The sequence below is a fragment of the Shinella zoogloeoides genome (assembly GCF_033705735.1).
GTDB classification, from domain to species: Bacteria; Pseudomonadota; Alphaproteobacteria; order Rhizobiales; family Rhizobiaceae; genus Shinella; species Shinella zoogloeoides_A.
In genome coordinates this window covers 1859193-1886095 of sequence record NZ_CP131130.1, presented here as the reverse complement: position 1 = coordinate 1886095, position 26903 = coordinate 1859193, and the positions used below count along the sequence as shown (strand labels likewise).

Sequence of the window (26903 nt, the reverse complement as noted above, 5' to 3'; positions counted from 1 at the left end):
TCGCGCCCGGCCTTTTCGTTCGCCAAAAGAAAAGCCGGCCTTGCGGGCCGGCTTTGATGCTTGCTCGCGGGGAGACCTCAGTCGACGAATTCGACCGTCACGCCGGCGCTCGTCATCTTGGCGAGCTCGGTGGCGTCCCAGTTGGTGAGGCGGATGCAGCCGTGGCTCTGCGTCTTGCCGATCTTCGAGGGCTCCGGCGTGCCGTGGATGCCGTAGGTCGGCTTGGAGAGCGCGATCCAGACAGTGCCGACCGGGCCGTTCGGGCCGGGCTGGAGGGTGAGGATCTTGTCGTTGCCGCCCTGCTTGAAGTTGATCTTCGGATTGTAGGTATAGCCCGGATTGAGCGCGACGCGCTGGACCGTGACGGTGCCGGAGGGCGAGGGCGTGTCGGCCGAGCCGATGCTTGCCGGATAGGCAGCGATCAGAGTGCCCCCCGCATCATAGGCGAGAACCTGCTTGCGCGCCTTGTCGGCGAGGATCTTCGCCACCTTGCCGGTCTTCGCCCGGCCGGTATCCACGACCTTGACGATCGTGCCGGGGATGGTGAAGTCGACGCCCGGATTGATCTCCTTCAGGTAGGCCTCGTCCATGTGGAACTTTTCGGCCAGCATTTCGGTGGTCGAGGTGAAGGACATGTGGGGCAGGGCCGCCTTCTGGGAATAGTCGTCCGGGATCGCCGCCACATAGGGGCCAGCCGCGTCGGCGGCGCTGATCTCGTAGGTGGTGAAGGCCATGCCGCCGGAAAGGCGCAGGCGCTCCAGGATGTCGTCGGCATTGTTCGGGTCGAGCGTTTCGCCCGTCGCGTTCTGCCAAGCCTCGATCGCCTTGGTGACGTTGGAGCCCTTCCTGCCGTCGATCACGCCCGGCGAGAAGCCTTCGCGGTCGAGAAACACCTGAAGCGCGGTGACTTCGGCGGACGACATCTTGCCGAGCGCCTTGGCCGGCTGGAATTTCGGGCCGGGCACGAATTCGGCATTCGGATCGGTATCGGCCGGCAGCGAGGCGGTGTCGCCCGGATTGTCGGAGAAATCGGGCAGGGGCTGCGAGGTGCCGAAATCGCTGCCCGGCAGGGGCTGGCGCTCGACATTGCCGTTGAGGCCGTCACGCATTTCCGGCACGGAACTGGTCGTCAGGTCGTTGTCGTCGCTCGGTGCGGGCGGGAAGTAGTCCGGGCTGGTCTCGGGATAGCCGCGGACCTCGCGATAACGGCCGCGCCGCGGATTGTAATTGTCGCCGTCGCCGTAGTAGCGCGCGGCCGGCATGGCCGTGGCGACGATGTCGCCCCAGGAATCGACGAGGACCCGGCGGCCGCGATTGTCGCGCGCCCAGCGCACGCTGCCGTCGTTGGGAACATAGTCCAGGATGTCGCCGTCGGGGGAGACGAGGATGGTGTCGCGGGGCTGCTGGGCCTTTGCAGGCAGGACGGCGAATCCGAGGGCGGACACCGCTGCAAGGAGCGAAACGCTTGTTTTGAATATCGAATTCACGATTTTTGACCTGCCAGATTGCATATATCGCGCGGACGGAACACTTCAATTCAGACCTTAATATGGAAAAACTGAATCGATGGTGAACGTAAGGTCAACGCGTATGGCAAAAACTTGTGACCCAGCCTCCGGGTTCCGTGAAAACAGGGGCGCGGCGCAGGAGCACTTCCGCTTTTCCCGAATCATGAAAACGCTCTAACTCCTTGTTTCGCTGCATTTCCGAACGCAAAACCGCTTCGCACTTTTGCCGGAAATGCTCTAGCATGCCGCGGTTTCATCCTGCCCGCCGGAGTCCCGATGACCTTCGCCCTTGCCGCCGACACGCCCGACCATTCCTTCCGCCTGGACCTGACGCCGCAATCGGCGCTGGATGTCGGCAGCGCGGTCTTTCGCGGCATCGACATCGCGCCGGGCTCGGCCATTCCGTCGGACGGCGACCCGCGCATCGATAGGGCGCTGCCGGGTTTCCTCTTCACCTGCGGGCCCGATCACATCCGCCATCCGGTGCCGGTGGAGGGGGCGGCGGACGGGCGGCGCTACCCGCTGCACGGTTCGCTCTCTTCCCATCCGGCGCGGGACATCCTCATCGAGGAGGATGAGGGGGAGGTGGTCTGCGAGGGGCGGGTCGCCGTGTCGCTCGCCCATGGCGGGTCGGCCGATCTTGCGCGCCGCTGGCGGGCGGACCGGCGCACCGGGCACATAACCCTCGACGATGTCGTCACCAATACCGGCGACGGGCCGTGGCCGCCCTTCGCCATGTATCACATCAATTTCGGCACGGGCCTCTTCGACGAAAGCACGCGGCTGACCGGCGCCATGCTGCCCGGCGGCAGCCTGCCGTGGCGTTTCGACGAGGGGGACATGACGATCTTCTGCGTGCCCGCGGCGGAGACGGCCGAGCACGGCTGGGCGGAAATCGCCGTCGGGCCGATAGCCGCCCTTGGCGGGCGCAGCATGCATATCCGCTTCCGCACGGATACGCTGCCCTATCTGCAGGTCTGGCGGAACCAGTCGCCCGGCTGCGCGGTGCTCGGCATCGAGCCGGTCTCGCACCGGCTCGCCTCGCGCGAGGAATTGATCGTCTCCGGCGAGGCGCCCGATTTCGGCCCCGGCGACAGCGTCGGCTACGGGCTTGCCTTCGAGCTTCGGTAGAACCGATCGACATTCAGCCCATGCCGGCCTGTAAACGGCACTTTTCCGGGCTTCCGGTGCTCACGTACCGAAGTACGCTGCGCTCCGGATCCCGGAAAAGCACCATTTTCGGCTCAGCCTGAACTGAATGTCGATTGGCCCTCGCACGATTGACGCTCCCGCGGCGCGGGCTTAAACGGTTTGCGCATCTCTTTCGAAAGGACACGTCCATGGATATCCGCGAGATCAACGACGAATATTCGGTTTCCGGCCAGATCACGGTCGAGGACCTCGACGCGATCGCCGCCATGGGCTTCAAGTCCATCGTCTGCCATCGCCCGGACCATGAGGAAGCCGGCCAGCCGGACTTCTCCACCATTGCCGCCCGCGCGCAGGAACTCGGCATCGAGACGGCCCATGTGCCGGTCGGCCCGATGGGCGTGACGGCGGAGGCGGTGCAGGGCATGGTCGACGCGCTCGATGAGTTGCCGCGCCCGATGCTCGGCTATTGCCGCTCCGGCATGCGCTCGACCAAGACCTACGAGCAGACGCGGCATATTCGCGGGTAAGGAGTGGCGGGGAGGCGCTGCCTCTCATCCCGCTGCCGCGACCTTCTCCCCGCAAGCGGGGCGAAGGGGCAAGAGGCGATGCCTCGCTCCCTCTTCTATGTTCATGATCTCGGGAAACCGGTCCCGCATATCCCTTCTCCCCGCCTGCGGGGAGAGCGACTGTCTTTGTTGTCAAGTGTTTTGCCATGGCCTTTGGTCCCTGATGATGGCGTTGAGCATGGTCAGCAGCTTCCGCATGGTTGCGACGATGGCGACGATCTTCGGCTTGCCGGCCGCCACGAGATGATCGCGGAAGGCCTTGAGCACCGCATTGTGGCGACTGGCCACGAGGGCTGCCATGAACAGCACGGACCGCACGTTGCTCCGGCCTCCGCCGATGAAGCTCCTGCCCTTCCACTTGCCCGATTGCCGCGTCCACGGTGCAAGCCCGGCCAGCGCCGCGATCTGTCGCCGGTCGAGGCTGCCCAGTTCCGGCATATGTGCCAAAAGCGTGCGCGCCACCGCCGGTCCCACGCCCGGCACCGAGGTCAACAGCCTCTCGCGCACCCGCCACAACGGTGATTTGCGGATCCGGTCGTCCATATCGGCATCAAGGCTCTCCAGCTCGCGCCGCAGCGCCGTCAGGACGCGCCGGATGCTCTTGCGGGCGGGCGGGGATGCGGCCATCCGCTCGCGGTTCTCTTCCGCCACCATCATCTGCACGATCTGGCGCCGCCGTGTCACCAGTTCGCCGAAGGCCCGCGCCGCCTCGTCCTTCAAGGGACGTATGTCGGGCTTGGCCGCTTCGACGAAGGCCGCGATCACTGCCGCGTCGATCGGATCGGTCTTGGCATGTTTGCCCAGAGCATTCGCATAGGCGCGAACCTGTGCCGGATTGACGACCACCACGGCAAGCCCCGCCGCCGAAAGCGCCGCCACCGCCACATGCTCGTAGCCGCCCGTCGCCTCCAGCGCCACCAGAGCGGGGCCGTGCGACGACAGCCGGGCTATCAGCGCCTCCACGCCGGCATGATCGTTGCCGACCCGGAAATGTTCACCCGACGGTGCGACATGCACGTCGAGCCAGTCCTTCGATACGTCGATACCGACGACAACCTTGTCCATCCGATCCCATCCTTGCCTAAGCGGGCTTCGCAATGTCGAGCGGCCCTGGCGACTGTTCGGGTTCGATGGAACGGCGGATGGAGACCCGGGCTCTCCCGCGGGCTTGGTGTCCCAAAAGTGCTGCGGGATGCCATCCGCCACCGCAATGCCAAATACACCGGCTTTCGCGGATAAAGGGAAGTTACAAAGGTGCCGGCAGGCGGATGAGGGGCTTTCCAGCCCCAAGCCTCATTTCCCGCCGCGGATATCCGACAGGGTGCGCGTCGGCGTGATTGCTTCCGGGTCCAGCTTCACCTCGATGATCGACGGCTTGCCGCTGGCGCGGGCGCGCAGGAAGGCGGCGGCGAAGTCTTCCGTCTTCTCCACCGTCTCGCCATGGCCGCCATAGGCGACGGCAAGCGCCGCGAAATCGGGGTTGGTGAGGTCCGTGGCGCTGACGCGGCCGGGATATTCGCGCTCCTGGTGCATGCGGATCGTGCCGTAGATGCCGTTGTTGACGACCACGGTGATGATCGGCAGCTTGTAGCGCACGGCGGTCGCGAATTCCTGGCCATGCATCATGAAGCAGCCGTCGCCGGCAAAGCAGATGACCTCGCGCTCCGGTTGGAGCTGCTTGGCCGCGACGGCGGCCGGCAGGCCGTAGCCCATGGAGCCGGAGGTCGGGGCGGCCTGCGTGCCGAAGCGGCGGAAGCGGTGGAAGCGGTGCACCCAGGTGGCGTAGTTGCCCGCGCCGTTGGTGAAGATCGTGTCGTCGGGCGTGTTTTCCTCGAGCCAGGCCATGATCGGTCCCATCTGGACCGCGCCGGGGCCTTCCATCGGCGGCGTCGACCATTTCAGGTAGCTTTCATGCAGGGCGGCGGTGCGGGCGGTCCAGCGCGGCGCGGTCTTCGGCGCAAGACCGTCGAGCGCGGCGACGAAGTCCTCCGGCGCGGCGCAGATCGCAAGGTCCGGGCGGTAGACGCGGCCGAGCTCGGACGGGTCGGGATAGACGTGCACCAGCTTCTGCGCGGGGTAGGGGCTCTGCATCAGGCTGTAGGTGGAGGAGGGCATTTCGGAATAGCGCCCGCCGAGCAGCACGACGAGGTCGGCCTCGCGGATTTCCTTGCCGAGCGCCGGGTTGATGCCGATGCCGGAATCGCCGGCATAGTTGGGGTGCTGGTGATCGAACAGCATCTGGCGGCGGAAGGAACAGGACACCGGCAGCGACCAGCGCTCGGCGAAGGCGGTGATCCCCTTCACGCTCTCCTGCGACCAGCGCGTGCCGCCGAGGATGACGATGGGGCGCTCGGCCTTTTCGAGCAGGCCTGCCAGTTCCTCGACCTGCCTGCGGCCCGGATGGGCTTCGACAGGCATGTAGGGCTTCGCTTCGACCGTCTCGACCTCGTCCGTCAGCATGTCCTCGGGCAGCGCCAGCACGACGGGGCCGGGCCGGCCGGAAGTGGCGACGGCGAAGGCGCGGGTGATGAATTCGGGGATGCGGCGGGCATCGTCGATCTCGGCCACCCATTTGGCGACCTCTGTGAAGGCGCGGCGGTATTCCACTTCCTGGAAGGCCTCGCGCTCGCGCGCGTCGCGCTGCACCTGGCCGATGAAGAGGATCATCGGGATCGAATCCTGCCTTGCGATGTGCAGGCCGGCCGAGGCGTTGGTGGCGCCGGGACCGCGCGTGACCATGCAGATGCCGGGCTCGCCGGTGAGCCTACCCCAGCAATCGGCCATCATCGCCGCGCCGCCTTCCTGGCGGCAGACGACGACGTCGATATTGGTGTCGTGCAGTGCGTCGAGCACCGCCAGATAGCTTTCGCCCGGCACGCAGGCGACGCGCTTGACGCCATTGGCTGCGAGGGCATCGACGATCAGCTGGCCACCGGTCTTCATGCGCTTTTCTTTCCTGCTTCGAGAGTTTCGAGTTCCGCCATGACGGCATCGGTATGTTCGCCGAGCCGCGGGCTCGGGCGGTCGTAGACGAGCGGCGTGCCGGAGAAGACGATGGGCGTGCGCACGCCGGGAATGAGGTTTCCGTCGGCATCCGGCAGGTCGACGCGCAGGCCCCGCGCCTTCACCTGCGGATCGTCGAAGGTCTCGGCGATGGAGTTGATCGGCCCGGCGGGGACACCCTCGCGCTCGCAGGCGTCGAGGAGGTCGGCCTTGCTGATCGCCGCCGTCGCGCCGGTCACCAGGCGGCGCACCTCGCCGCGATTGGCGACGCGGGCGCGGTTGGTGGCGAAGCGCTCGTCGTCGGCAACGCCGGCAAGCTTCAGGATGCCGCAGAGCTTGCGGAACTGCCCGTCATTGCCGACGGCGAGGATGATATGGCCGTCGGAGGCCGGTACGACCTCGTAGGGCGAGATGTTCGGATGCGCGTTGCCGAGCCGGCCCGGCGCCTTGCCGGAGGCGAGGAAGTTCATGTTCTGGTTCGCCATGACGGCGGACTGCACGTCGAGCAGCGCCATGTCGACATGCTGGCCGGTGCCGGTCTTCATGACATGGATGAGTGCGGCCTGGATGGCGCTGACGGCATAGATGCCGGTGAAGATGTCGGCGATGGCGACGCCCGCCTTCATCGGTTCGCCGTCCGGCGCGCCGGTCACCGACATGAAGCCTGACATGCCCTGCACGATATAGTCGTAGCCGGCGCGGGCGGCATAGGGGCCGTCCTGGCCGAAGCCTGTGATGGAGCAGTAGACGAGCTTCGGATGCTGCTTCGCGAGGCTCTGGTAGTCGAGGCCGTATTTGGTGAGGCCGCCGACCTTGAAGTTCTCGATCACCACGTCGGCCGTCGCAATGAGGCGGTGGACGGTCTCACGGCCTTCCTCGGTCTTGAGATCGAGGGCGATGGAGCGTTTGCCACGGTTGGTGGAGTGGTAATAGGCGGCGGAAAGGTTCTCGCCGTCCCTGCCCGTGACGAAGGGCGGGCCCCAGGCGCGCGTATCGTCGCCGCCGTCGGGGTTCTCGATCTTGATGACGTCGGCACCGAGGTCCGCCAGCATCTGGCCGGCCCAGGGGCCTGCGAGAACCCGCGCCAGCTCGATGACGCGGATGCCGGCCAGCGGCAGGTTCGACTTGTCCATCCCGTGCTCCCTCCAGGGCATTTCCGGCGCCAAGGGCGGGCGCGCGACGGTGCCCGCCGGGCGTCCCGGCCCGTTTTCCCTTGGATAACAAAAAGCCGGAGGGCAGGATAGCGGGGCGCATGGCGGACATCATGACGGGTTCGACTGACTTGATGCCTGCCGCGTGCGCCTTGCGCGCCTTGGGTCAGATCGGCGTCGAAACCGTGGGAATGGTCGCCGTCTTGTTGATCTTCCGCTCGCGCCAGATGACGTAGAGGCCCGAGGCGATGATGATGGCGATGCCGAGCCATTTCACCGCATCCGGCAGATGGCCGAAGACCCACCAGCCGAGGATCGTTGCCGAGACGATCTCCAGATATTGCAGCGGAGCGAGCGTCGAGGCGGGCGCCGAGCGGTAGGCATAGACGCCGAGCACGCCGGCGATGGTGGCGGCGACGGCCGCGCCCGCGATGAAGAGCGTGTGCTTCACATCCGGCATGACGGGGGTGAGCATGGTGATGCCGGCCTTGCCGCCGACGACGAGGAGCAGGCCGGCGAAGAGCGCGCCCCACAGGCCCGCATAGAACTGCATCGACCACGGGTCCTCCTTCTGCGCCACCATGCGGGTGAGCAGGAAGAAGAGGGCGAGCGAGGCGGCGGCCACCACCGGCAGGAGGGCGATGAGGCCGACTTCCTGCAGGCTCGGCTGGATGACGAGCAGCGAGCCGAGGAAGCCGACGCCGCAGGCCGTGTAGCGCCGCCAGCCGATGGTCTCCTTCAGGAAGATGGAGCCGAGGATGGTGAGGATGATCGGCTCGACGAAGAAGATGGCGATGGCATCGGCCACCTCCATGACGGCGAGCGGCGTGACGAAGCTGATCATGGTGATGGCCATCAGCAGGCCACGGGCCGCGTGCAGGCCCATCTTCCTCCATGTCACGTCCGTGAGCGAGCCGCGCATCAGGCAGATCGGCCCCAGAACCGTCATCTGGAAGAGAAGCCGCACGAAGGTGATTTCCGTCGCCGGAACGGCGGTGACGGCGAGCTTGGCGAAAATGTCGATGATCGGCGAGATGAGCACCGAAAGAACCATGAGGAAGAGCCCAAGGCTCACCTCGTTGCGCAGCGGCGTTGCGGCGGTCGTGCTCATGCTTTTTCCGGTAGCCGGCGTCTTTCCTCGACAACCCGACGACACCAGCCGGCAAAGGCGTCGATGGCGGGATCGCGCAGCGCCGGGCTTTCGTTCAGCGTTTCGTGACGCATGCCGCGATAGACGATCGCGGTGACATCCTCAAGTCGTGATTTTTTCAACCGCCTTGCAAAGGCGTGTGTCGCGCGGCCATGGTCGGTCGCCGGGTCCTCCTCGCCGCCGACGAGGTGGATGGGCAGCGTCTTCGGCAGGCGCGCAAGGCCTTCCACCGAGGCATCGGCATAGGTGACAGTGAAGATGTCGAGCCACATCGACACATTGACGTCGAAGCCGCAGAGCGGATCGGCGATATAGGCGTCGACCTCGCCCGGCTCGTGCGACAGCCAGTCGAATTCCGTCCGCCGGCCGGCGATGGCCTTGCCCCAGGCGCCGAAGGTGAGCCGCGGCAGGAGCCCGCTCGGCACGTCCGAGCCCTTCAGCATGCGCTCGGCCATCAGAATGGCCTGCGCCAGCCGTCCTGCCGCACCCGGTTCGAGGTTGGAATTCCAGACGGCGAGCGCGTCGATGTCGGCTGGATGCGCCTCAGCGAAGGCGAGCGCCAGCAGGCCGCCCATCGAATGGCCGAAGAGTACGACCGGTAGGCCGGGATGCGCGCCGACGGCCAGGTCGCGCACGGCGCGCATGTCCTCGACGACACGCCCGATGCCGTTTCGCGGCGCGAACTGGCCGCGCGGCGCATCCGGCGCGGTGGTGTGGCCGTGGCCCCGGTGATCGTGGCCGTAGACGTGGAAGCCTTCCCCCGCCATGCGGGCGGCGAAGGGGGCATAGCGCGCGCTGTGCTCGGCAAGGCCGTGGCTGAGAAGAAGAATGCCCCGCGCCTCGCCCCGCGCCGGCTCATGCCGCAGCGCCAGCGTCGCCCCGCTCGGGCTCTTCAGCGTCCTGACCTCTGAAAACACGGCACGTCCTCCCTCGGAAAGGTCAACGCGATTTGCGGGGGGAAGACAATGGGAGGTGGCATCTATTTTTCGATTTCCCGCCTGCTTCGCTATTCTTCGTGCGAAATCACCTGCCTGCCGGAGCTTGGGACGCGGCGGCTGGGGACGGGGCTTTCGCTGATTGCCGCGGGCGGAGAATTCGCCTACATAGCGGGCAAATTTGTCCGATCCGGAGCGCGTTTTCATGGCACGTCAGTTCATCTACCACATGTCTGGGCTCAACAAGGCCTATGGCAACAAGAAGATCCTCGAGAACATCCACCTCTCGTTCTACCCCGATGCCAAGATCGGTATCCTCGGCCCGAACGGCGCCGGTAAGTCGACGGTGCTGCGCATCATGGCCGGCCTCGACAAGGAATTCACCGGCGAGGCGTGGCTCGCCGAAGGCGCGACCCTCGGCTACCTGCCGCAGGAACCGCAGCTCGACGCGTCCAAGACCGTGCTCGAGAACGTCATGGAAGGCGTCGCCCCCAAGAAGGCGATCCTCGACCGCTATAACGAGCTGATGATGAACTATTCCGACGAGACGGCGGAAGAGGGCGCCAAGCTCCAGGACATCATCGACAGCCAGAACCTGTGGGACCTCGAAAGCCAGGTCGAGATGGCCATGGACGCGCTGCGCTGCCCGCCGGGCGACGCGGGCGTCGAAAGCCTCTCGGGCGGTGAGAAGCGCCGCGTGGCGCTCTGCAAGCTGCTACTCGCCCAGCCGGACCTGTTGCTGCTCGACGAACCGACCAACCATCTCGACGCCGAGACGATCGCCTGGCTCGAAAAGCACCTGCGCGAATATCCCGGCTCCGTGCTGATGATCACCCACGACCGCTACTTCCTCGACAACGTCACAGGCTGGATCCTCGAGCTCGACCGCGGCCGCGGCATCCCCTACGAGGGCAACTACTCCGCCTACCTGCAGGCCAAGGCCAAGCGCATGGCGCAGGAAGAACGCGAGGAGGGCGCCCGTCAGAAGGCGCTGTCGCGCGAGCAGGAATGGATCGCCTCCTCGCCCAAGGCCCGCCAGGCAAAGTCCAAGGCCCGCATCAAGGCCTATGACGAACTGGTCAAGGCCGCGTCCGACCGCCGCCCCGGCGACGCGCAGATCGTCATCCCGGTCGGCGAGCGTCTCGGCAACGTGGTCATCGAGGCGGAGAACCTCACCAAGGCCTATGGCGACCGCGTTCTCATCGAGAACCTCACCTTCAAGCTGCCCCCGGGCGGCATCGTCGGCGTCATCGGCCCCAACGGCGCCGGCAAGACGACGCTGTTCCGCATGATCACCGGCCAGGAGCAACCGGATTCCGGCACGATCACCGTCGGCGAGACGGTCGATCTCGGCTATGTCGACCAGAGTCGCGACGCGCTCGGCGCCGACAAGACCGTCTGGGAGGAAATCTCCGGCGGCAACGACGTGCTCAAGCTCGGCAAGCACGAGATGAACAGCCGCGCCTATTGCGGTGCCTTCAACTTCAAGGGCGGCGACCAGCAGCAGAAGGTCGGCACGCTCTCGGGCGGCCAGCGCAACCGCGTGCACCTCGCCAAGATGCTGAAGGGCGGCTACAACGTTATCCTGCTCGACGAACCGACCAACGACCTCGACACGGAAACGCTGGCGGCGCTGGAAGACGCGCTGGAAAACTTCGCCGGCTGCGCCGTCATCATCTCGCACGACCGCATGTTCCTCGACCGCCTCGCCACCCACATCCTCGCCTTCGAGGGCGACAGCCACGTGGAATGGTTCGAGGGTAACTTCGAGGACTACGAGCAGGACAAGATCCGCCGCCTCGGCGCGGATGCCGTCAATCCGAAGCGGGTGACCTACAAGCGCCTGACGCGCTGAGTGGGAGTAGGCGAAAGGGTGGCGGGCGAATGCCCCTCATCCCGCTGCCGCGACCTTCTCTCCGGAGGCGGGGAAAAGGTACATTGCCGCCCTGTTTTCCTTCCTTTTGGAAAAGCATTGCCACAACTCCCTTCTCCCCGCCTCCGGGGAAGGTGCCGGCAGGCGGATGAGGGGCAGCTCCCTTCCATCGTCGCTCACTTGAAAACCCCGGCTCGCCGGGGTTTTTCTTTGTCCCTGTTGATGGGAAGATCGGCGGCATGGAATGGCTCTTGTGTGGCGTCGATTAATCGCATAAAGATATCTTTATGTCTTGATTGGAAAGATCATGGGCGAGATGCAGAAACTCGGACTGGACGATATCGTGGAGATCCTGAAGGCGGCGGGCGAGCCGACGCGCCTTCGCCTTCTCGCGCTGCTTTCGCATGGCGACCTCACCGTGACGGACCTCACCGACATTCTCGGCCAGTCCCAGCCGCGCATCTCGCGCCATCTCAAGCTTCTTTCGGAAGCGGCGCTCGTCGATCGTTATCAGGAGGGCGCCTGGGCCTTCTTTCGTCTCGGGCAGGGGGGCGTCGCCGTTTCGCTCGCCCGGCAGCTGCTCGACGCCATCGATCCGGCGGATGCGGTGTTCGCCCGCGACGACGAGCGGCTGCGGGCGCTGAAGCGCGTGCGCGCCGACAAGGCGCAGGCCTATTTCAGCCGCAACGCGGCGGAGTGGGATGCGATGCGGCGCCTGCATGTCAGCGAGGCGGAGGTCGAGGCGAAACTTGCGGCGCTGATCGGCACCGAGCCGGTCGACGCCTTCCTCGATCTCGGCACGGGCACCGGGCGCATCCTCCAGCTCTTCGAAGGTCTCTACCGACGCGGCGTCGGCGTCGATGCCAGCCGCGACATGCTGGCGGTCGCCCGCGCCAATCTCGACCGCGCCGGTATCACCAAGGCGTCTATCCGCCATGGCGACATCTTCAACCTGCCGCTGGAGCGCGACGAGTTCGACGTCGTGACGATCCATCAGGTGCTGCACTTCCTCGATGAGCCGGAGGCGGCGATCGCCGAGGCCGCGCGCATGCTGGCTCCAGGCGGCCGGCTCGCCATCATCGACCTTGCTCCGCACGCGCTGGAGCACCTGCGCGACGAGCATGCCCATATCCGCCTCGGCTTCTCCCACCAGACCATGTCCGAATGGCTGGAGCGGGCAGGGCTCTCCGTCGAGGAGGTCGTCGATCTCAAAGCCGCGCATCCGGATGCCGATGCGCTCACCGTGACCATCTGGCTTGCCCGCGACCAGCGCGCGGAGGCGGCCGACCCCATTGCGATCCGCAGAAGGAGTTGACATGAAGCCGGCGACCGTCACGCCAGGGGGAAAGGCCCTTCGCCTGTCCTTCGAATTCTTCCCGCCCAAGACGCCGGAAGGCGAAAGCCAGCTGTGGGAAACGGCCGGCGCGCTTTCCGCCTATGATCCGGGCTTCATGTCGGTCACCTATGGCGCGGGCGGCACCACGAAGGTGCCGACGCTGGCGACGGTCGGCCATCTCCTGAAGATGGGCCTGCCGGCCGCCTCGCACCTTACCTGCGTCGGCGCGACGAAGGAGGAGACCCATGCCGTGGTCGCCGACTTCCAGGGCGTCGGCGTCAAGCATTTCGTCGCGCTGCGTGGCGACCCGCCGGGCGGCGTCGGCGCGCCGTACCAGCCGCATCCGGGTGGCTATGCCAATGCGGCCGAGCTCGTCGCGGGCCTGCGCGGCCTCGGTTTCGAGATCTCCGTCTCGGCCTATCCCGAAAAGCATCCGCAGAGCCCGGATGTCGCCGCCGATGTCGACATGCTCAAGCGCAAGGTGGATGCGGGCGCGACGCGCGCGCTGACGCAGTTCTTCTTCGAGAACGACGATTTCGAACGCTACCTGGAGCGGGTCCGCAAGGCCGGCATCTTCATCCCGATCGTGCCGGGCATCCTGCCGGTGCACAATCTCTCGCAGGTCCAGAAATTCGCCGGCATGTGCGGCGCCACCGTGCCCGGCTGGCTGGCCGACCGCCTCGGCCCGGTCGATGACCGGCCGCAGGAGCGCGCGGCCGTCGCGGTGGAGCTGGCGATCCGCCAGGTGGAGGATCTCATCGCCCGCGGCATCGACGAGTTCCACTTCTATACGATGAACCGGTCGATGCTGGTCTCGGCGGTCTGCGACGGCGTCGGCTTCGCGAAGGCGGAACGCAGCCGTGCGGCGGGCGCGGCGGCCTGACGCCTTCCTGAAACCCCTTCCTGAAAATGAAAATGCATGGCGCCGTCTCCGGGGCCATGCATTGCTTTGAATGGGTTTCGGCAGGGTTTCTCGATTTAGCCCCTGACCTTTCTGCTTCGCTTGTGCCGCCTCAGATGAAGATCATCGTCGCGACGAAGAGGAACGCTGCACCGATCATCAGAACATTCAAGGAATGTGTGAGTCCCATGGCTGACCTCCTTGCGTCTACGGTTCGATATTACGACCGAAAAAAGCGGGTTGGAAAGGTGTTTTGTTGCTGCGTTGCAACATCAGGCCCGCGCCGGACCGTTATTCACAATGCTAACCTGCTGAATTTCCTCCGTTTTCGTACTCGCCACAAAAAAATCACAATCCCTACCGGATGACGAATGCCGACATTGTGCATTTACCATTGTGGCGCAAGCCGCACCCGCAATCCGCCGGATTGCCATGAAACGGCCGGAAAGGCGCTTTGTTCCGCCATGCTCCGCACCGGCCTCAGCCGGCCCTGAAACGGGCGAAGACGCGGCCATCCAGCACCACGAGGCCCATGAGGACGAGCGCCATGCCCAGCATTCCGAGCGGCGTCAGCCGCTCGCCGAGGAAGAGCATGCCGGCGAGAATGGCGCTGGGCGGCACGAGCAGCGTGACGAGCGAGGTGTTCGTGGCGCCCGCCGCGGCCATGATTCGGAAGAAGAGGATGTAGCCGTAGGCGGTGGACAGCAGCGCGAGCGCCAGCACGGCGAGGATGGCGGGCAGCGGGGGCAGGGGAAGCTGCCAGGGCGAATCGGCGACGAGCGAGACCGGCAGCACCAGCAGCGTCGCGGCGGTGAGCTGCCCGGCCGCCGTGACCGGCGGGGCGATGCCGCGGAAGCGTTTGCCGTAGGTCGCGGCAAGGCCGTAGGAGATGGCGGCGAAGACCGGCAGGATGACCGCCCAGAGCGGCGGGCCGCCGTCGCCGGTGAAAGGCGCCAGCGCCCGCGGGCCGATCAGCACCGCCGTGCCGAGAAGGCCGATGAGGCAGCCTGCGACCTTCTGCGGGGAGAGCTTCTCGTCCACCGTCATGCTGTTGGCGATCAGCACGGTGAAGATCGGTGTCGTCGCGTTGAGGATGGAGGCGAGCCCCGCGCCGATCTGCGTCTGGCCGAGGAAGATCAGGAGATGCGGCACGGCGTTGTTGATGAGGCCGAGCAGCAGGAATTCGCGCCAGCGGGCGCGCAGCGTCGGATAGATGTCGAAGCGGCCGGCGATATAGACATGCAGGGCAAGCGCCGCGATGCCGACGCGCAGCAGCACCAGCGTTGCGGGCGGCACATGGGCGACGGCGACGCGGGCGAAGAAGAACGAGCCGCCCCAGATCATGCCGAGAAGGGCGAGCAGGCCCCAGGTCTGGATATTCATGCGCGTCGGCGCGGCCGCAAGCGACTGTTGCATCATTCCCCCCGAATGCATCCGGCGGACGGATGCGGTGCGACAGAAAAGCGGCGCTGCCCGGTTTCGGTCGGGCAGCGCCGCTCAGGTCGTGACAGTCCTATCGCACCGGGCGGCGGCTCGCCACCCGATTTCCGTCAGAGGGCGGACAGCAGGGCCTGCGTCGCCCAGCCGTCGGCCGGCAGGCCGAGACGGAGCTGTTCCTTCTGGATCGCCGTGCGCGTGCCGGAGCCGAGAATGCCGTCGATCTTGCCGACATCGTGGCCATGGGCCTGCAGCTTGGTCTGGAGCTGCTTCATGCCGTCCTCGGAAAGGCCTTCCTCCGGGGTGCCGCGCTCATAGGGCGGGGCGCCGGCAAGGCGGGTCGCGAAATAGGCGGCCGAGGTCGTGTAGATGAACGACTGGTTCCATTCGAGATAGATGTTGAAGTTCGGATAGGTCATGAAGGCCGGCCCCTTGCGGCCCTGCGGCAGCACGACGGAGGCCTCCAGATTGCCGAAGGAGGTGTCGCCGTCGCGCGGCTTGACGCCGAGCGCGAACCAGTCGCTCGCCTTCATGCCCGGCTGCAGGCCGGTCTTCTCGAAGGGCAGGTTGTCCGGCACGCTGATTTCCTGGATCCAGGGCTGGCCCTTCGTGAAGCCGAGATGCTGGATGAACTTGGCCGCCGTCAGGATGGCGTCGGGCGCGCTCTTCTTGACGTCGATATGGCCATTGCCGTCGCCGTCCACGCCGAATTCGATGATGTCCTTCGGCAGCATCTGCACCTGGCCGATCTCGCCGGCCCAGGCGCCCGTCGTGCCGTTCGGGTCGAGGTCGCCATGGCCGACCATCTCGATGGCCGCGAGGAGCTGCTTGCGGAAGATTTCCGGCCGGCGGCAGTCATGCGAGAGCGTGACGAGGGCGTTACGGGTGTTGAAATCGCCCTGCACGGCGCCGAAGTCGGTCTCCATCGCCCAGAAGGCGGCGATGATCGGGCCCGGCACGCCGAATTCCTGCTCGGCGCGGGCGAAGACGTCGGAAAGGTCCTTCAGCTTCTTGCGGCCGATGTCGAGGCGGGCCTGGCTGACCGTGCGCTTGGAGAATTCGAGGAAGGTCTGGCGGAAGACGCCCTGCGCGCGGTCGCGCGACAGCACCTTCTGGTCGATCGCCGCGCCGGCCAGCGCCCGGTCGGCGACCTCGGCGGAAACGCCGCGCGACAGCGCCTCGGCCTTCACGCCTTCGAGGAAGGCGGCAAGGTCGCCGCCGCAGGCGGGCGCCGTCTGGGCATGGGCGCCGCCGGCCAGAAGAAAGGCCGCAAGGCTTGCTGCAAGTGTCGTCTTCAGGGGGTGCCGCATCCGTTGTGCTCCTTGGTCCGTTGCCCTGTCATCCGGGATCGCCCGGCGTCTCGGTTGCCCGGCTGTCTCAGATGAATGTGACGGAAGCAAGAAGAAAACGGCGGGCGCCTCACGCCGCCGCTCTTTCTCGCGCCTGTGTTGCATTCGCCAGCGGCGTCAGCGGGAAACCGAGGCGACCCACTTGTTCCAGTTCTTGGCCGAGCCCGCGAAGACGTTGATGTCCGTATTGGTCGGAACGCCCGGAACGACACCGGTGGAGGTATATTGCCAGAAAGCCCATTTGCGCGCCGGATAGATGTTTTCCGGGTGGTTCGCCACCGAGCGCAGCCAGAAGGGATAGCCGTCGAAATACCCGACGAGGTTGTCGCGGTGGAAGTCGACGGTCGTATAGATGATCGGCCGCTTGCCGTAATGCGCCTCCAGGCGATCCATGAAGCGTTTGAGGACCGTGCGCACCTCATCGGCCGGCGGGCGGGTCTTGCAGGTGGGCGAGGCTGGGTTCCATTCGGCATCCAGAACCGGCGGAAGCTGCACGGCTTCCTTCGGCACATTGGCGATGAACCAGTCCGCCTGGGCATCCGCCGTCGAGCAGAAGTAATAGAAGTGATAGGGGGCGTGGAGGACGCCGGCCGTCTTCGCGCCCTGCCAATATTCGGCAAAGCGGCCGTCGATGCGGTCGGTGCCCTCGGTCGCCTTCAGGAAGGCGAAGGAGACGCCGCCCTTTTTCGCCGCCTGCCAGTCGATGTCGCCGTTCCACTTGGACACGTCGATGCCGTGAACCTGATGGCGGTGCGGACTGCGGGCGCCGAAATCCTGCGGGTCCTTGTCGGCGAAACGCGGCGGAAGCGAGCCGGTGACGCCGAGGTCGTAATCCGTGGTGGAGCAGGACGTCGCCAGAAGGGCGAGGGGCAGGAGAGCCAGAATCAACCGACGCATGGAGGTCCCGTTTTTGCGCGTTTACCAATCCTGCCTCGAATGAACCGGGCCGTAAAGGGGAGCGCGCGAGACGGGTCCCATGACCTATCGCGCATTTTCGTAAAATTACGGTTAGCGGGAGGTTAAGCCGGGGCGACGGATCGCCCCGACCCTCGGTCAGAACTTCATGCTCACGCCGAGCATGATGGAATGCGAATCGATGTCGCCATCCGAACCGGCAACGCCGAAGACGTCGGACTTGCCGTAGTCCGTGTAGCGATATTCGACGCGCCCGGCGAGATTGTCGGTGAAGGCATGTTCGACACCGGCGCCGATGGTCCAGCCGTGGAAGGTTTCCTTGTCGGTCGCGCCGCCCGGGTCGGTCAGCTTGGCATTGGTGAAGGCATAGCCGCCCGTGCCGTAGATCAGGGTGCGGTCGATGGCGTAGCCGAGACGGGCGCGGACCGAGCCGCCCCAGGTCGTTTCATATTCGACGGGCCCGCCGCCGCTCGTGAAGCGCTCGTTGTTGAAGTCGTGCTTCACATCGGCTTCGACACCGTAGACCCAGCCGTTGTTGAAGAAGTTGTAGCCGGCGAAGGCGCCGAGGGCCCAGCCGTCCATGCTGTGGTCACCCGGCAGGCCGCCGCCGGTATAGTCGCCCTGCGTCCAGGCATAGCCCGTGTTCACGCCGACATAGAAGCCGCCCCAGTCGTAGACGCCCGCCGTCTCGACGATCGGGGTCTCCACAGGAGGCTCGGCCACGGCCATATCGGCCGCGAAAGCCGGCAGCGCGCCCGCGGTTACCAGGATGCCGGCGGCACCGAAGATGATGGATTTCATAAGATGGTCCTTCCCACTCGTTTGACGCGCGAAGCCCCACGCACGAATGACAACACCGCCCGAACGCACCAATCCGGCGATGGTTCCGCAAAAATAGGCGCCGTTCGGGGCGATAGCGTGGCATTTCGGTCAACAGGTCGGCCGGCCGCAGAGCTGGCCTGCCACCGGCGACCCGAAAAGCCTTTTCATGACAAGGGAATCCTGCTTGTCTCCTGCCGAAGGAGAGGCCGCGATGAGACGATTGCAAAGGCTGGCCGCTTGGACGCTGACCGTCCTTGCCCTTGTCCTTGTGGTGGGGGCGAGCTGGCTCATCGTATCGCCGCCCTCGCTGCTCAGCGTCGGTTCGGGCTATGCGGCCAAGATCGTCTGCTCCAATGTCTTCGTCGCCGGGCGCGACCCGGCAAAGGTGCTGGCCGAGGACGTCCAGGCGCCCGGCCATCCGCTGCTGAAGCTGATGCGGCAGGACGTCGACTTCAAGGAAAAGACGGTGACGACGCATCTCCTCGGCCTCTTCGCGCCGGGCTATGCCGTCTGGCACGAGGGGTTCGGCTGCTCCGGCGTGCCGGACGGCGATTTCCGCGCGGCGCAGCAGGCGGTCTCCGACGTGCCCCTGCCGAGGATCGCGGCAGGCGATCCCGCCACCCCCTGGCCGGACGGCGAGGCGGTGACGCCGGACGCGCGTCTTGCCGCTCTCCTCGCCGATCCAGCGCTTGCCGGCCCCGGCGTGCGGGCGATCGTCGTGGTGCATGACGGGCGCATCGTCGCCGAGGCCTATGGTGACGGATTTTCCGCGGCGACGCCGCTCCTCGGCTGGTCGATGACCAAGACCGTCAATGCCGCGCTGATCGGCCGGCTGATGCTGGCGGGCGCACTGTCGCCCGACATGGCCGGTCTCTTCACGGAATGGCGCGGGGATGCGCGCTCGACCATCACGCTCGGCCAGCTCCTCGCCATGGAGAGCGGGCTTGCCTTCAACGAGGACTACGGCTCCGTCACGGATGTCACGCGCATGCTGTTCCTCGAGCCCGACATGTCGCGCTTTGCGATCTCCCAGCCGCTGGCGGCCAATCCGGGCGAGACATTCAACTATTCGAGCGGCACGGCCGTCCTGCTTTCACGGTTCTGGATGGGCGCGCTCGGCGGGCGCGTGCAGGCGCTTTCCTTCCCCACGCGGGCCCTGTTCGGCCCGCTCGGCATGGCGAGTGCCGTCATGGAGCCCGACGAGACGGGCATCTTCGTCGGCTCGTCCTACATGTATGCGACGGCGCGCGACTGGGCGCGGTTCTCGCTACTGCTGCTGAACGACGGCGTCTGGAAGGGAAGCCGGCTGCTGCCGCAGGGCTTCGTCGCGGCGATGGCGGCGCCCAGCAAGGCATCGGGCGGCATCTACAGCCATATGCAGACCTGGACGAACGGGCCGGGCGAAAAGCGCGACGCGGATTACGGTCTTCCGGAGGACGCCTTCTGGATCCTCGGGCATGACGGCCAGTCGGCGGCGATCATCCCCTCGCGCGGGCTTGCGGTGATCCGGCTGGGGCTGACGCCGTCGAAACTCGGCTATCGGCCCCAGCCGCTGGTCAAAAGCATCCTCGACGCGCTGGATGCGTCGAAGCTTCAGGCCGGTCAGGCGCCGACCTGAGCGATCCAGTCGTTGAGATTGTAGGTGTTGGAGATGCGCGCGACCTTGCCGTCGCGGATCTCGAAGAAGGCGCCGGCGGGCAGGACATAGGTCTGGCCGTTCGCTTCCGGCAGGCCCTCGTCGGTGACGAGATACTGGCCGTTGACGACGAATTCGGCCGCCCCGCGCGCACCGTCGTCGCTCGACATGATGACCATGTCCGTCAGCGTCTCGCGGTAGCAGCGGTTCATATGCGCCATGAAGTCGCGGAAGGCGTCCTTGCCGACCTGGCGTCCGCCCTGGTTGATGTCGTGGACGACGTCGTCATGCAAGAGATCGAGGAAGGCCTCCATGTCCTGCCTGTTGAAAGCGTCGTAATAGGCGCGGATCGTCTCTTTTGCTGGCATGTCATCCCTCATATCGTTGTCGCAAGGCCGAAACCCGATCGCCTTATAGCATTGTTCAAGCCCTTGGGAACATTTACGGATCATGCAGATCAAGATCGTCCACGGCGAGGCCGTCACGCCGCATATCGCAGACCTCGCGCGCCTGCGCATCGAGGTCTTCCGCGCCTTTCCCTATCTTTACGAGGGGAGCGAGGATTACGAGGCTTCCTATCTTGCGACCTATGCGCGCTCGCCCGAAAGCCTCTTCGTGCTGGCGTTCGACGGCGCGCGGATCGTCGGCGCCTCGACGGGCGTTCCGATGACGGATGCCGCGGAGGAATTCAGGGCGCCGTTCGTCGCGGCCGGGATCGATCCGGCGAGGGTGTTCTATTTCGGGGAATCTGTCCTGCTCTCCAGCTATCGGGGCAGGGGGCTGGGCGTTCGTTTCTTCGAGGAGCGCGAAGCCTATGCGCGCCGCCTCGGCCGTTTCGACTGGTGCGCCTTCTGCGCGGTGGAGCGGCCGAAGGACCATCCGTTGCGTCCGGCCGATTACGTGCCGCTCGACGCGTTCTGGGGGCGGCGGGGTTACGTGCACCGCGCCGATCTTGCGACGACGCTGGCGTGGCAGGATATCGGTGAGGCGGAGGAAAGCGGGAAGCCGATGTCGTTCTGGCTGAAGGCGGCGGGTTAAGGGACCCTCATCCGCCTGCCGGCACCTTCTCTCCGCAAGCGGGGCGAAGGGACATGTGGCCATGCCCCGCATCCCTAAGACGTTGATATTTTCAGGAAACCGGATCGGCATATCCCTTCTCCCCGCTTGCGGGGAGAGCGACTGTCTTTGTTGTCAAGTGTTTTGCCATGGCCTTTGGTCCCTGATGATGGCGTTGAGCATGGCCAGCAGCTTCCGCATGGTTGCGACGATGGCGACGATCTTCGGCTTGCCGGCCGCCACGAGATGATCGCGGAAGGCCTTGAGCACCGCATTGTGGCGACTGGCCACGAGGGCTGCCATGAACAGCACGGACCGCACGTTGCTCCGGCCTCCGCCGATGAAGCTCCTGCCCTTCCACTTGCCCGATTGCCGCGTCCACGGTGCAAGCCCGGCCAGCGCCGCGATCTGTCGCCGGTCGAGGCTGCCCAGTTCCGGCATATGTGCCAAAAGCGTGCGCGCCACCGCCGGTCCCACGCCCGGCACCGAGGTCAACAGCCTCTCGCGCACCCGCCACAACGGTGATTTGCGGATCCGGTCGTCCATATCGGCATCAAGGCTCTCCAGCTCGCGCCGCAGCGCCGTCAGGACGCGCCGGATGCTCTTGCGGGCGGGCGGGGATGCGGCCATCCGCTCGCGGTTCTCTTCCGCCACCATCATCTGCACGATCTGGCGCCGCCGTGTCACCAGTTCGCCGAAGGCCCGCGCCGCCTCGTCCTTCAAGGGACGTATGTCGGGCTTGGCCGCTTCGACGAAGGCCGCGATCACTGCCGCGTCGATCGGATCGGTCTTGGCATGTTTGCCCAGAGCATTCGCATAGGCGCGAACCTGTGCCGGATTGACGACCACCACGGCAAGCCCCGCCGCCGAAAGCGCCGCCACCGCCACATGCTCGTAGCCGCCCGTCGCCTCCAGCGCCACCAGAGCGGGGCCGTGCGACGACAGCCGGGCTATCAGCGCCTCCACGCCGGCATGATCGTTGCCGACCCGGAAATGTTCACCCGACGGTGCGACATGCACGTCGAGCCAGTCCTTCGATACGTCGATACCGACGACAACCTTGTCCATCCGATCCCATCCTTGCCTAAGCGGGCTTCGCAATGTCGAGCGGCCCTGGCGACTGTTCGGGTTCGATGGAACGGCGGATGGAGACCCGGGCTCTCCCGCGGGCTTGGTGTCCCAAAAGTGCTGCGGGATGCCATCCGCCACCGCAATGCCAAATACACCGGCTTTCGCGGATAAAGGGAAGTTACAAAGGTGGCCGGCAGGCGGATGAGGGGCAGCTAACGCCGCCTTATCTCAGCCCGGTCTCGTCGAGCAGGCCCTTACGCTTGGCATGATAATAATAGCCGGCCGCATAGAGGCGCACGGCGCCGTCGTTCTTGTCGTCGGCCACGAGCCAGGCGCCGCGCAGGTACTTGCCGGCATATTTGATGTTGGTCTCGGCGTCGAACAGGCCTTCGGCCGGGCCTTCGTAGCCCATGCTCTTGGCCGTCGCATACTTGATCTGCATCAGGCCGTAATGGCCGCGGTTGAAGGCCTTCGGATTATAGCGGCTCTCGCGCTTGACGACGCGGTGGAGCAGCGATTCCGGGATGCCGTAGAGGCTGGCATATTTTGTGATCAGCCCGTCGATCGGCGTGCCGGATTTTTGTATCGGCTGCTCGGCGCGCGGCATGACGAGACGGGTCTCGGTGGTCAGCACGGCGTTGCTGAGCAGCGCGGGCTTGGCGATGGGGACGATCTTGTGGGTGGCGACGAGCTGTTCGAGGCCTTCCGGCTCGCCCGTGTCGAAGCCCGGTTCCATGACGGAGACGCCGATGGCCATTTCGGTCGCCTGCGGCATTTCGCTGACCGGGACCACGCCGGCAGCGGCGGTGTTGCCGGCAAGGGCAGCGGTGGCCGCGGCAGCGCCCGTCACGGGCCTCGCCTCGGCGAGCGCGGAAACGGGCATGGCCGCGCCGCCCGCATCCTCGACGGCCGCGACGGCGACCGGGGTCGGCAGGGCTTCCGGCGTGTTCTCGGTGCCGGGCTTTGCCGCGGGCATGGCGGCATAGGCGACTTCGGTGGCCGCGCCGTCGGCGGAGGCGATATCCGTGGTGGCGGGCGTTGCCGAAGCCGGCGTTACGGTCCTGGCGGTCGTTGCGTCCTCGGCGACACTGGCGCAGCCGGCAAGCGTTGCAAGAAGGCCTGCGCAGGCAAGCGCGGCAATGCGTGCCGGACGGGAAACGGGGGTATCAGCCATGGTCGTCGCTCTCGGTTTGCCGGGGTGCGCGGGCGCCGGAACGCCCATGCTTTTGCAAATCAACCGGCCGTGGCCGTGCCCCGCTCATAACCGATCAGGCGCCAAGCGGCAACCCGCAGCGCTCGCCTTGCCTCAGGCGGCCGCGCGCTTGAGGCTTGCCGTCAGCAGTCCGGCGCTTATCAGCAGTGTTCCGCCGGTGCGGTTGACGATCTTCTGGACCGAGGGTTTGCGGATCGTCTTGCGGGCCGCGGAGGCGAGCAGCGCATAGGAAAAAGCGTTCAGCGTCGCGAGTACCAGGAAGGTTACCTCGAAGATCGCCATCTGCGGCAGGACGGGCCGCGAGAGGTCGAGGAACTGCGGCAGGAAGGCGACGAAGAAGACGATGCTCTTCGGGTTCAGCGCCGTGACGACATAGGCGTGGGCGAAGATGCGGAAGGGTTTTTCCTCCGCCGGGGCTTCGCCCTCCGCGCCGATCGTCACGGGCGCGCGCCAGAGCTTGATGCCGAGCCAGACGAGATAGGCCGCACCCACCCATTTGAGAACGGTGAAGATGGCCGCGGAGGCTGCGAGCAGCGCGCCGAGGCCGAGCATGGAGGCGGTCATGGCGGTGAAATCGCCGAGCGCCACGCCCGCGACGGTCGCGCCCGCCGTCCGCCTTCCGTGGCCGAGTGCGTAGGAGATCACGAGGAGGATCGTCGGCCCGGGAATGGCGAGCATGACGGCGGAGGCGGCGGCGAAGGCAAGCCAATGGTCGAAGGACATGAAAACTCCCCGGATCGATGGTCGATCCGGGGAGCAAGCCATTGCAAATTTCTGGCGTCAAGCCCGCTGCGCTCAGGCTGCCGGCTTCCACTTCTGGCCGATGACGGCCATCACCTCGCCGAACCATTTCGCCGAGGTGTCGAAGTGCTTGCCGCCCTTGATGCGCGGGAACTCGATGGTGCGCAGCTTGCCGCCCTGGCCCTCGTCGTGGCCGGTGACGCCCGAGACCTTGTTGAGCGCGCTTTCGACGGCAAGGTCGGTCATGCTCTGGATGAGGCGCAGGTCGTCGCGGTTGGCGGGGGCGGAGCGGGCGTAATAGCCCGACTTCTGCACCATGGAGCGCTCGGCGCCGAGCAGGGCGGCGAACTGCTTGGAGAACCAGTTGCCGACATTGATCGTGTCGATCTTCACATGGCCGAAGGCGTCGCGCTTGACGGTCTCGCCGGCCGTTTCCCGCTCGGCGACGATGGCGTCGAGGCAGGCGCCTTCCGAGACGAAGAGCGTGACGAAGCCGGTGCGGTCCATGACGGCCCTGAGGCGCTCGGCTTCGGCCTGGAGGTTGAAGTCCATCTCCGGCAGGTAGAGGCCGTCGATGTTCTTCAGCTGCGTGTTCATCATGAAGCCTTCGACATATTCGTTGCCGCTGGTCTTCTGGATATAGGCGCGGGCGGTGGCGGCGGTGAGCCAGCCGCAATGGCGGCCCATCACCTCGTGCACCACGAGGGTGCGGGGCGCGGCGCTCTGCTCGTTGCTGACATGGTCGAAGAAGCCGGCGCCGACTTCGGCGGCCGTCCAGGCGCCGAGCGACTGGCGGATCGGCACGACGTCGTTGTCGACCGTCTTCGGCAGGCCGACGACGGTGAGGTTGTAGCCGTTGGCGCCGAGATAGGCGGCAAGGTCGGCCGCCGTCGTGTTGGTGTCGTCGCCGCCGATGGTGTGGAGGATGGTGATGCCGTCCTTGGCGAGGCGCTCGGCGGCGACGCGCAGCGGGTTCTCGCCTTCCTTGACGAGGCCGCGCTTTACGCAGTCGGCGGCATTCGTCAGCTTCACGCGGCTGTTGCCGATGGGCGAGCCGCCATAGCGGTGGAGGAGGGGCGCCTTCTCGCGCATCTCGCGGGTGATCTCGATGCGGTCGGCAAGCAGCAGGCCCTGGTAGCCCGAGCGGTAGGCGACGAGCTCGATCTCCGGTGCGACGTCGCTGTAGCGCTCAATGAGGCCTCCGACGGCGGACGACAGACAGGGCGCCAGTCCGCCTGCGGTCAGCATTGCGACTTTCTGCTTGGCCATGTTTCCTCCTCGGCTTCAGCTCGTCTCGATGGTGCGGGTTGTCTAGCGCAGAATCCCCGGAAGGGAAACGGCGCGGCGAACTTATCCGCGTTCTGTGACGGATTGTCTTTTGTGCTCCACAGGCGAAAATCACGGTGCCGGAAAATCGGATGCATCCACTTATTGAGGGGCATCAAAATTTTGTCATCCGGGTATTTCCTGCCTTGCTTTCCCTGCAATTGTCTGCTCAAGATCACCTTATGTTCCAGAACTCCCCCAGTTGCTTCGTCAGTGCCGTATGGGACCGTCTCGTCGGCATCGTCTCCGATGCCGCCAGCAATGTTCTGTCCGGCGTGGTGGAAGCCGTGCGGACGCTCTTCGAGGGCGATCCGGAGACGCGCAGGCAGGTCGCCTTTTCCGTCGCGATGATCGCGCTTTCGGCCAAAATGGCGAAGGCCGACGGCGTCGTCACGACCGCCGAGGTGGACGCCTTCAAGGACATCTTCAAGTATCCGGACAACCAGGCGGCCAATGTCGCCCGGCTGTACAACCTCGCGCGGCAGGACGTTTCCGGCTACGAGGCCTATGCGGAGAAGATGAAGGCGCTGTGCGTCTCCTGCGAGAAGAACTGCCCGATCCTGGAGGATATCGTCGACGGCCTGTTCCATATCGCCAAGGCGGACGGGCTGATCCACGAGAACGAGATGGCCTTCCTCGTCCGCGTGGCGGAAATCTTCGGCATGGCCGAGGAGCGCTTCGAGCAGATCACGGCGCGCCACGTCCATATCAGCGGGCGCGATCCCTACAAGGTGCTCGGCGTCAAGCCCAGCGACGATTTTTCCGAGATCCGCAAGCGTTACCGGGTGCTTGCCTCCGAGAACCATCCTGATAGGCTGGTGGCGCGTGGCGTGCCGGCCGAGTTCCATCAGATCGCGAACGACCGCATGGCCGCGCTCAACGCTGCCTATGAGGCGATCGAGAAGGAACGCTGCGCTGCATGAGCGCATTCACATGTGACTATTCCGGCGCCTCCGCCGCGCCGTCGCCGAATTTCGGCGAACGGGCGGGCGGGCGCTCCCCCGACATCATCCTCCTGCATTATACCGGCATGGAAACGGCTGAAGGCGCGCTGAAATGGCTTCGCGCGCCGGAAAGCGAGGTTTCCTGTCATTACCTCGTTCACGAGGACGGCCGCGTCGAGCAGCTCGTCCGGGAGGCGGATCGTGCCTGGCATGCGGGCAAGAGCTTCTGGAAGGGCGAGACCGACATCAACTCGGCCTCCATCGGCATCGAGATCGTCAATGCCGGGCACCCCGGCGGGCTGCCGGATTTCCCGGACGCGCAGATACGGGCGGTCGTCGAACTTTGTCTCGATTGTGGCGAAAGGTGGGGTATCGCCCCCGAACGGGTGCTGGCGCACAGCGATGTGGCCCCCGTCCGCAAGGTCGATCCGGGTGAAAAATTCCCCTGGGGGCGCCTTCATGCCGGAGGAGTCGGGCATTGGGTCGAGCCCACGCCGGTCGCTGGCGGTCGCTTCTTCCAGCGCGGGGATGCGGGCCAGCCCGTCGAGGCGCTGCAGACCATGCTGTCGCTCTACGGCTACGGCATTGAAATCGATGGGATTTATTCGGAAAAGACGGAGGGTGCCGTCGCCGCTTTCCAGCGTCATTTCCGGCCCGCGCAGGTCGACGGCATCGCCGATTTCTCGACCATCGATACGCTGCATCGGCTGCTTTCAACGCTGCCGCTGCTGGGTGTTTGACAGCCCATTCTTATATTCGAATATTACGGTCTGTAACAGAAGTTTACCGCTTCGCCACATCCTGACCCGATTGGGCAT

General features: G+C 65.8%; 24 protein-coding genes. 9 read left to right on the top strand and 15 right to left on the bottom strand.

The features are described from left to right. Positions 1 to 77: 77 nt before the first annotated feature. Positions 78 to 1511, bottom strand: a complete 1434-nt coding sequence (locus tag ShzoTeo12_RS09535; RefSeq protein WP_318909414.1) for a L,D-transpeptidase — start codon at positions 1509 to 1511, stop codon at positions 78 to 80. A gap of 273 nt (positions 1512 to 1784) precedes the next feature. Between ShzoTeo12_RS09535 and ShzoTeo12_RS09530 the strand changes: the two genes are divergently transcribed. Together ShzoTeo12_RS09530 and ShzoTeo12_RS09525 are read left to right on the top strand one after the other, a co-directional pair. Next, positions 1785 to 2639, top strand: a complete 855-nt coding sequence (locus tag ShzoTeo12_RS09530; protein ID WP_318909412.1) for a DUF4432 family protein — start codon at positions 1785 to 1787, stop codon at positions 2637 to 2639. A gap of 209 nt (positions 2640 to 2848) precedes the next feature. Further along, complete coding sequence (locus ShzoTeo12_RS09525; protein ID WP_119255960.1) at positions 2849 to 3187, top strand: TIGR01244 family sulfur transferase; 339 nt, start codon at positions 2849 to 2851, stop codon at positions 3185 to 3187. 171 nt (positions 3188 to 3358) lie between these two features. Here the strand turns inward: ShzoTeo12_RS09525 and ShzoTeo12_RS09520 are convergent, their stop codons facing one another. From ShzoTeo12_RS09520 to ShzoTeo12_RS09500, 5 genes are all read right to left on the bottom strand, one after another. Next, positions 3359 to 4291, bottom strand: a complete 933-nt coding sequence (locus ShzoTeo12_RS09520; protein ID WP_318909409.1) for an IS110 family transposase — start codon at positions 4289 to 4291, stop codon at positions 3359 to 3361. A gap of 228 nt (positions 4292 to 4519) precedes the next feature. Then, a complete protein-coding gene (locus tag ShzoTeo12_RS09515) occupies positions 4520 to 6169 on the bottom strand; it encodes a thiamine pyrophosphate-binding protein (RefSeq protein WP_318909408.1) in 1650 nt (549 codons plus the stop codon). After that, on the bottom strand, positions 6166 to 7362 hold the full coding sequence (locus ShzoTeo12_RS09510; RefSeq protein WP_318909407.1) for a CaiB/BaiF CoA-transferase family protein: 1197 nt from the start codon (positions 7360 to 7362) through the stop codon (positions 6166 to 6168). The genes ShzoTeo12_RS09515 and ShzoTeo12_RS09510 overlap by 4 nt, the downstream gene beginning before the upstream one ends. A gap of 184 nt (positions 7363 to 7546) precedes the next feature. Continuing rightward, a complete protein-coding gene (locus tag ShzoTeo12_RS09505) occupies positions 7547 to 8491 on the bottom strand; it encodes a DMT family transporter (protein ID WP_318909405.1) in 945 nt (314 codons plus the stop codon). Next, positions 8488 to 9447, bottom strand: coding sequence for an alpha/beta hydrolase (locus tag ShzoTeo12_RS09500; protein WP_318909403.1), 960 nt, complete (start codon positions 9445 to 9447; stop codon positions 8488 to 8490). Before ShzoTeo12_RS09500 ends, ShzoTeo12_RS09505 begins: the two co-directional genes overlap by 4 nt. 223 nt (positions 9448 to 9670) lie before the next feature. On the opposite strand from ShzoTeo12_RS09500, the gene ettA reads away from it, so the two are divergent. The 3 genes from ettA to metF all read left to right on the top strand — a co-directional run bounded on the left by ettA (position 9671) and on the right by metF (position 13557). Further along, the gene (gene ettA / locus ShzoTeo12_RS09495) at positions 9671 to 11320 is read left to right on the top strand and encodes an energy-dependent translational throttle protein EttA (protein WP_318909402.1); all 1650 of its coding nucleotides are present in this window, start codon (positions 9671 to 9673) and stop codon (positions 11318 to 11320) included. Between the two features lie 325 nt (positions 11321 to 11645). Beyond that, positions 11646 to 12653 (top strand): metalloregulator ArsR/SmtB family transcription factor, encoded by a 1008-nt coding sequence (locus ShzoTeo12_RS09490; RefSeq protein ID WP_318909401.1) that lies wholly within the window; start codon positions 11646 to 11648, stop codon positions 12651 to 12653. A gap of 1 nt (position 12654) precedes the next feature. Beyond that, positions 12655 to 13557 carry a methylenetetrahydrofolate reductase [NAD(P)H] gene (gene metF / locus ShzoTeo12_RS09485; RefSeq protein WP_318909399.1) on the top strand — a complete coding sequence of 301 codons (903 nt, stop codon included), beginning with the start codon at positions 12655 to 12657 and terminating at the stop codon, positions 13555 to 13557. A gap of 498 nt (positions 13558 to 14055) precedes the next feature. Here metF and ShzoTeo12_RS09480 read toward each other — a convergent pair whose 3' ends face one another. From ShzoTeo12_RS09480 to ShzoTeo12_RS09465, 4 genes are all read right to left on the bottom strand, one after another. Continuing rightward, positions 14056 to 14991, bottom strand: coding sequence for a DMT family transporter (locus ShzoTeo12_RS09480; protein ID WP_318912429.1), 936 nt, complete (start codon positions 14989 to 14991; stop codon positions 14056 to 14058). A 134-nt stretch (positions 14992 to 15125) separates the two neighbouring features. Continuing rightward, positions 15126 to 16322, bottom strand: a complete 1197-nt coding sequence (locus tag ShzoTeo12_RS09475) for a lytic murein transglycosylase (RefSeq protein WP_119255967.1) — start codon at positions 16320 to 16322, stop codon at positions 15126 to 15128. A 156-nt stretch (positions 16323 to 16478) separates the two neighbouring features. After that, positions 16479 to 17258 (bottom strand): GH25 family lysozyme, encoded by a 780-nt coding sequence (locus tag ShzoTeo12_RS09470; RefSeq protein ID WP_318909398.1) that lies wholly within the window; start codon positions 17256 to 17258, stop codon positions 16479 to 16481. A 156-nt stretch (positions 17259 to 17414) separates the two neighbouring features. Next, complete coding sequence (locus ShzoTeo12_RS09465) at positions 17415 to 18077, bottom strand: outer membrane protein (protein WP_318909397.1); 663 nt, start codon at positions 18075 to 18077, stop codon at positions 17415 to 17417. A gap of 232 nt (positions 18078 to 18309) precedes the next feature. Here ShzoTeo12_RS09465 and ShzoTeo12_RS09460 point away from each other — a divergent pair, with 232 nt between their 5' ends. Further along, positions 18310 to 19716 (top strand): serine hydrolase, encoded by a 1407-nt coding sequence (locus tag ShzoTeo12_RS09460; RefSeq protein ID WP_318909395.1) that lies wholly within the window; start codon positions 18310 to 18312, stop codon positions 19714 to 19716. Here the strand turns inward: ShzoTeo12_RS09460 and ShzoTeo12_RS09455 are convergent. Further along, complete coding sequence (locus tag ShzoTeo12_RS09455) at positions 19701 to 20102, bottom strand: ketosteroid isomerase-related protein (RefSeq protein WP_318909393.1); 402 nt, start codon at positions 20100 to 20102, stop codon at positions 19701 to 19703. The genes ShzoTeo12_RS09460 and ShzoTeo12_RS09455 overlap by 16 nt on opposite strands. A gap of 82 nt (positions 20103 to 20184) precedes the next feature. On the opposite strand from ShzoTeo12_RS09455, the gene ShzoTeo12_RS09450 reads away from it, so the two are divergent. Then, positions 20185 to 20772, top strand: coding sequence for a GNAT family N-acetyltransferase (locus ShzoTeo12_RS09450; RefSeq protein ID WP_318909391.1), 588 nt, complete (start codon positions 20185 to 20187; stop codon positions 20770 to 20772). Positions 20773 to 20925: 153 nt separating this feature from the next. Here ShzoTeo12_RS09450 and ShzoTeo12_RS09445 read toward each other — a convergent pair whose 3' ends face one another. From ShzoTeo12_RS09445 to ShzoTeo12_RS09430, 4 genes are all read right to left on the bottom strand, one after another. Then, positions 20926 to 21858: an IS110 family transposase gene (locus ShzoTeo12_RS09445; RefSeq protein WP_318909390.1), complete on the bottom strand. Its 933-nt coding sequence runs from the start codon at positions 21856 to 21858 to the stop codon at positions 20926 to 20928. Between the two features lie 226 nt (positions 21859 to 22084). Next, positions 22085 to 23035 (bottom strand): transglycosylase SLT domain-containing protein, encoded by a 951-nt coding sequence (locus ShzoTeo12_RS09440; RefSeq protein ID WP_318909388.1) that lies wholly within the window; start codon positions 23033 to 23035, stop codon positions 22085 to 22087. A gap of 132 nt (positions 23036 to 23167) precedes the next feature. Beyond that, a complete protein-coding gene (locus ShzoTeo12_RS09435) occupies positions 23168 to 23797 on the bottom strand; it encodes a LysE family translocator (RefSeq protein WP_318909387.1) in 630 nt (209 codons plus the stop codon). 72 nt (positions 23798 to 23869) lie between these two features. Further along, the gene (locus ShzoTeo12_RS09430; protein ID WP_318909386.1) at positions 23870 to 25084 is read right to left on the bottom strand and encodes a pyrophosphate--fructose-6-phosphate 1-phosphotransferase; all 1215 of its coding nucleotides are present in this window, start codon (positions 25082 to 25084) and stop codon (positions 23870 to 23872) included. 239 nt (positions 25085 to 25323) lie between these two features. Between ShzoTeo12_RS09430 and ShzoTeo12_RS09425 the strand changes: the two genes are divergently transcribed. Both ShzoTeo12_RS09425 and ShzoTeo12_RS09420 read left to right on the top strand, forming a co-directional pair. After that, entirely contained in the window at positions 25324 to 26064 is a 741-nt protein-coding gene (locus tag ShzoTeo12_RS09425) for a DnaJ family molecular chaperone (protein ID WP_318909384.1), read from the top strand. Next, the gene (locus ShzoTeo12_RS09420) at positions 26061 to 26825 is read left to right on the top strand and encodes an N-acetylmuramoyl-L-alanine amidase (RefSeq protein WP_318909382.1); all 765 of its coding nucleotides are present in this window, start codon (positions 26061 to 26063) and stop codon (positions 26823 to 26825) included. The genes ShzoTeo12_RS09425 and ShzoTeo12_RS09420 overlap by 4 nt, the downstream gene beginning before the upstream one ends. Positions 26826 to 26903 lie beyond the last annotated feature (78 nt).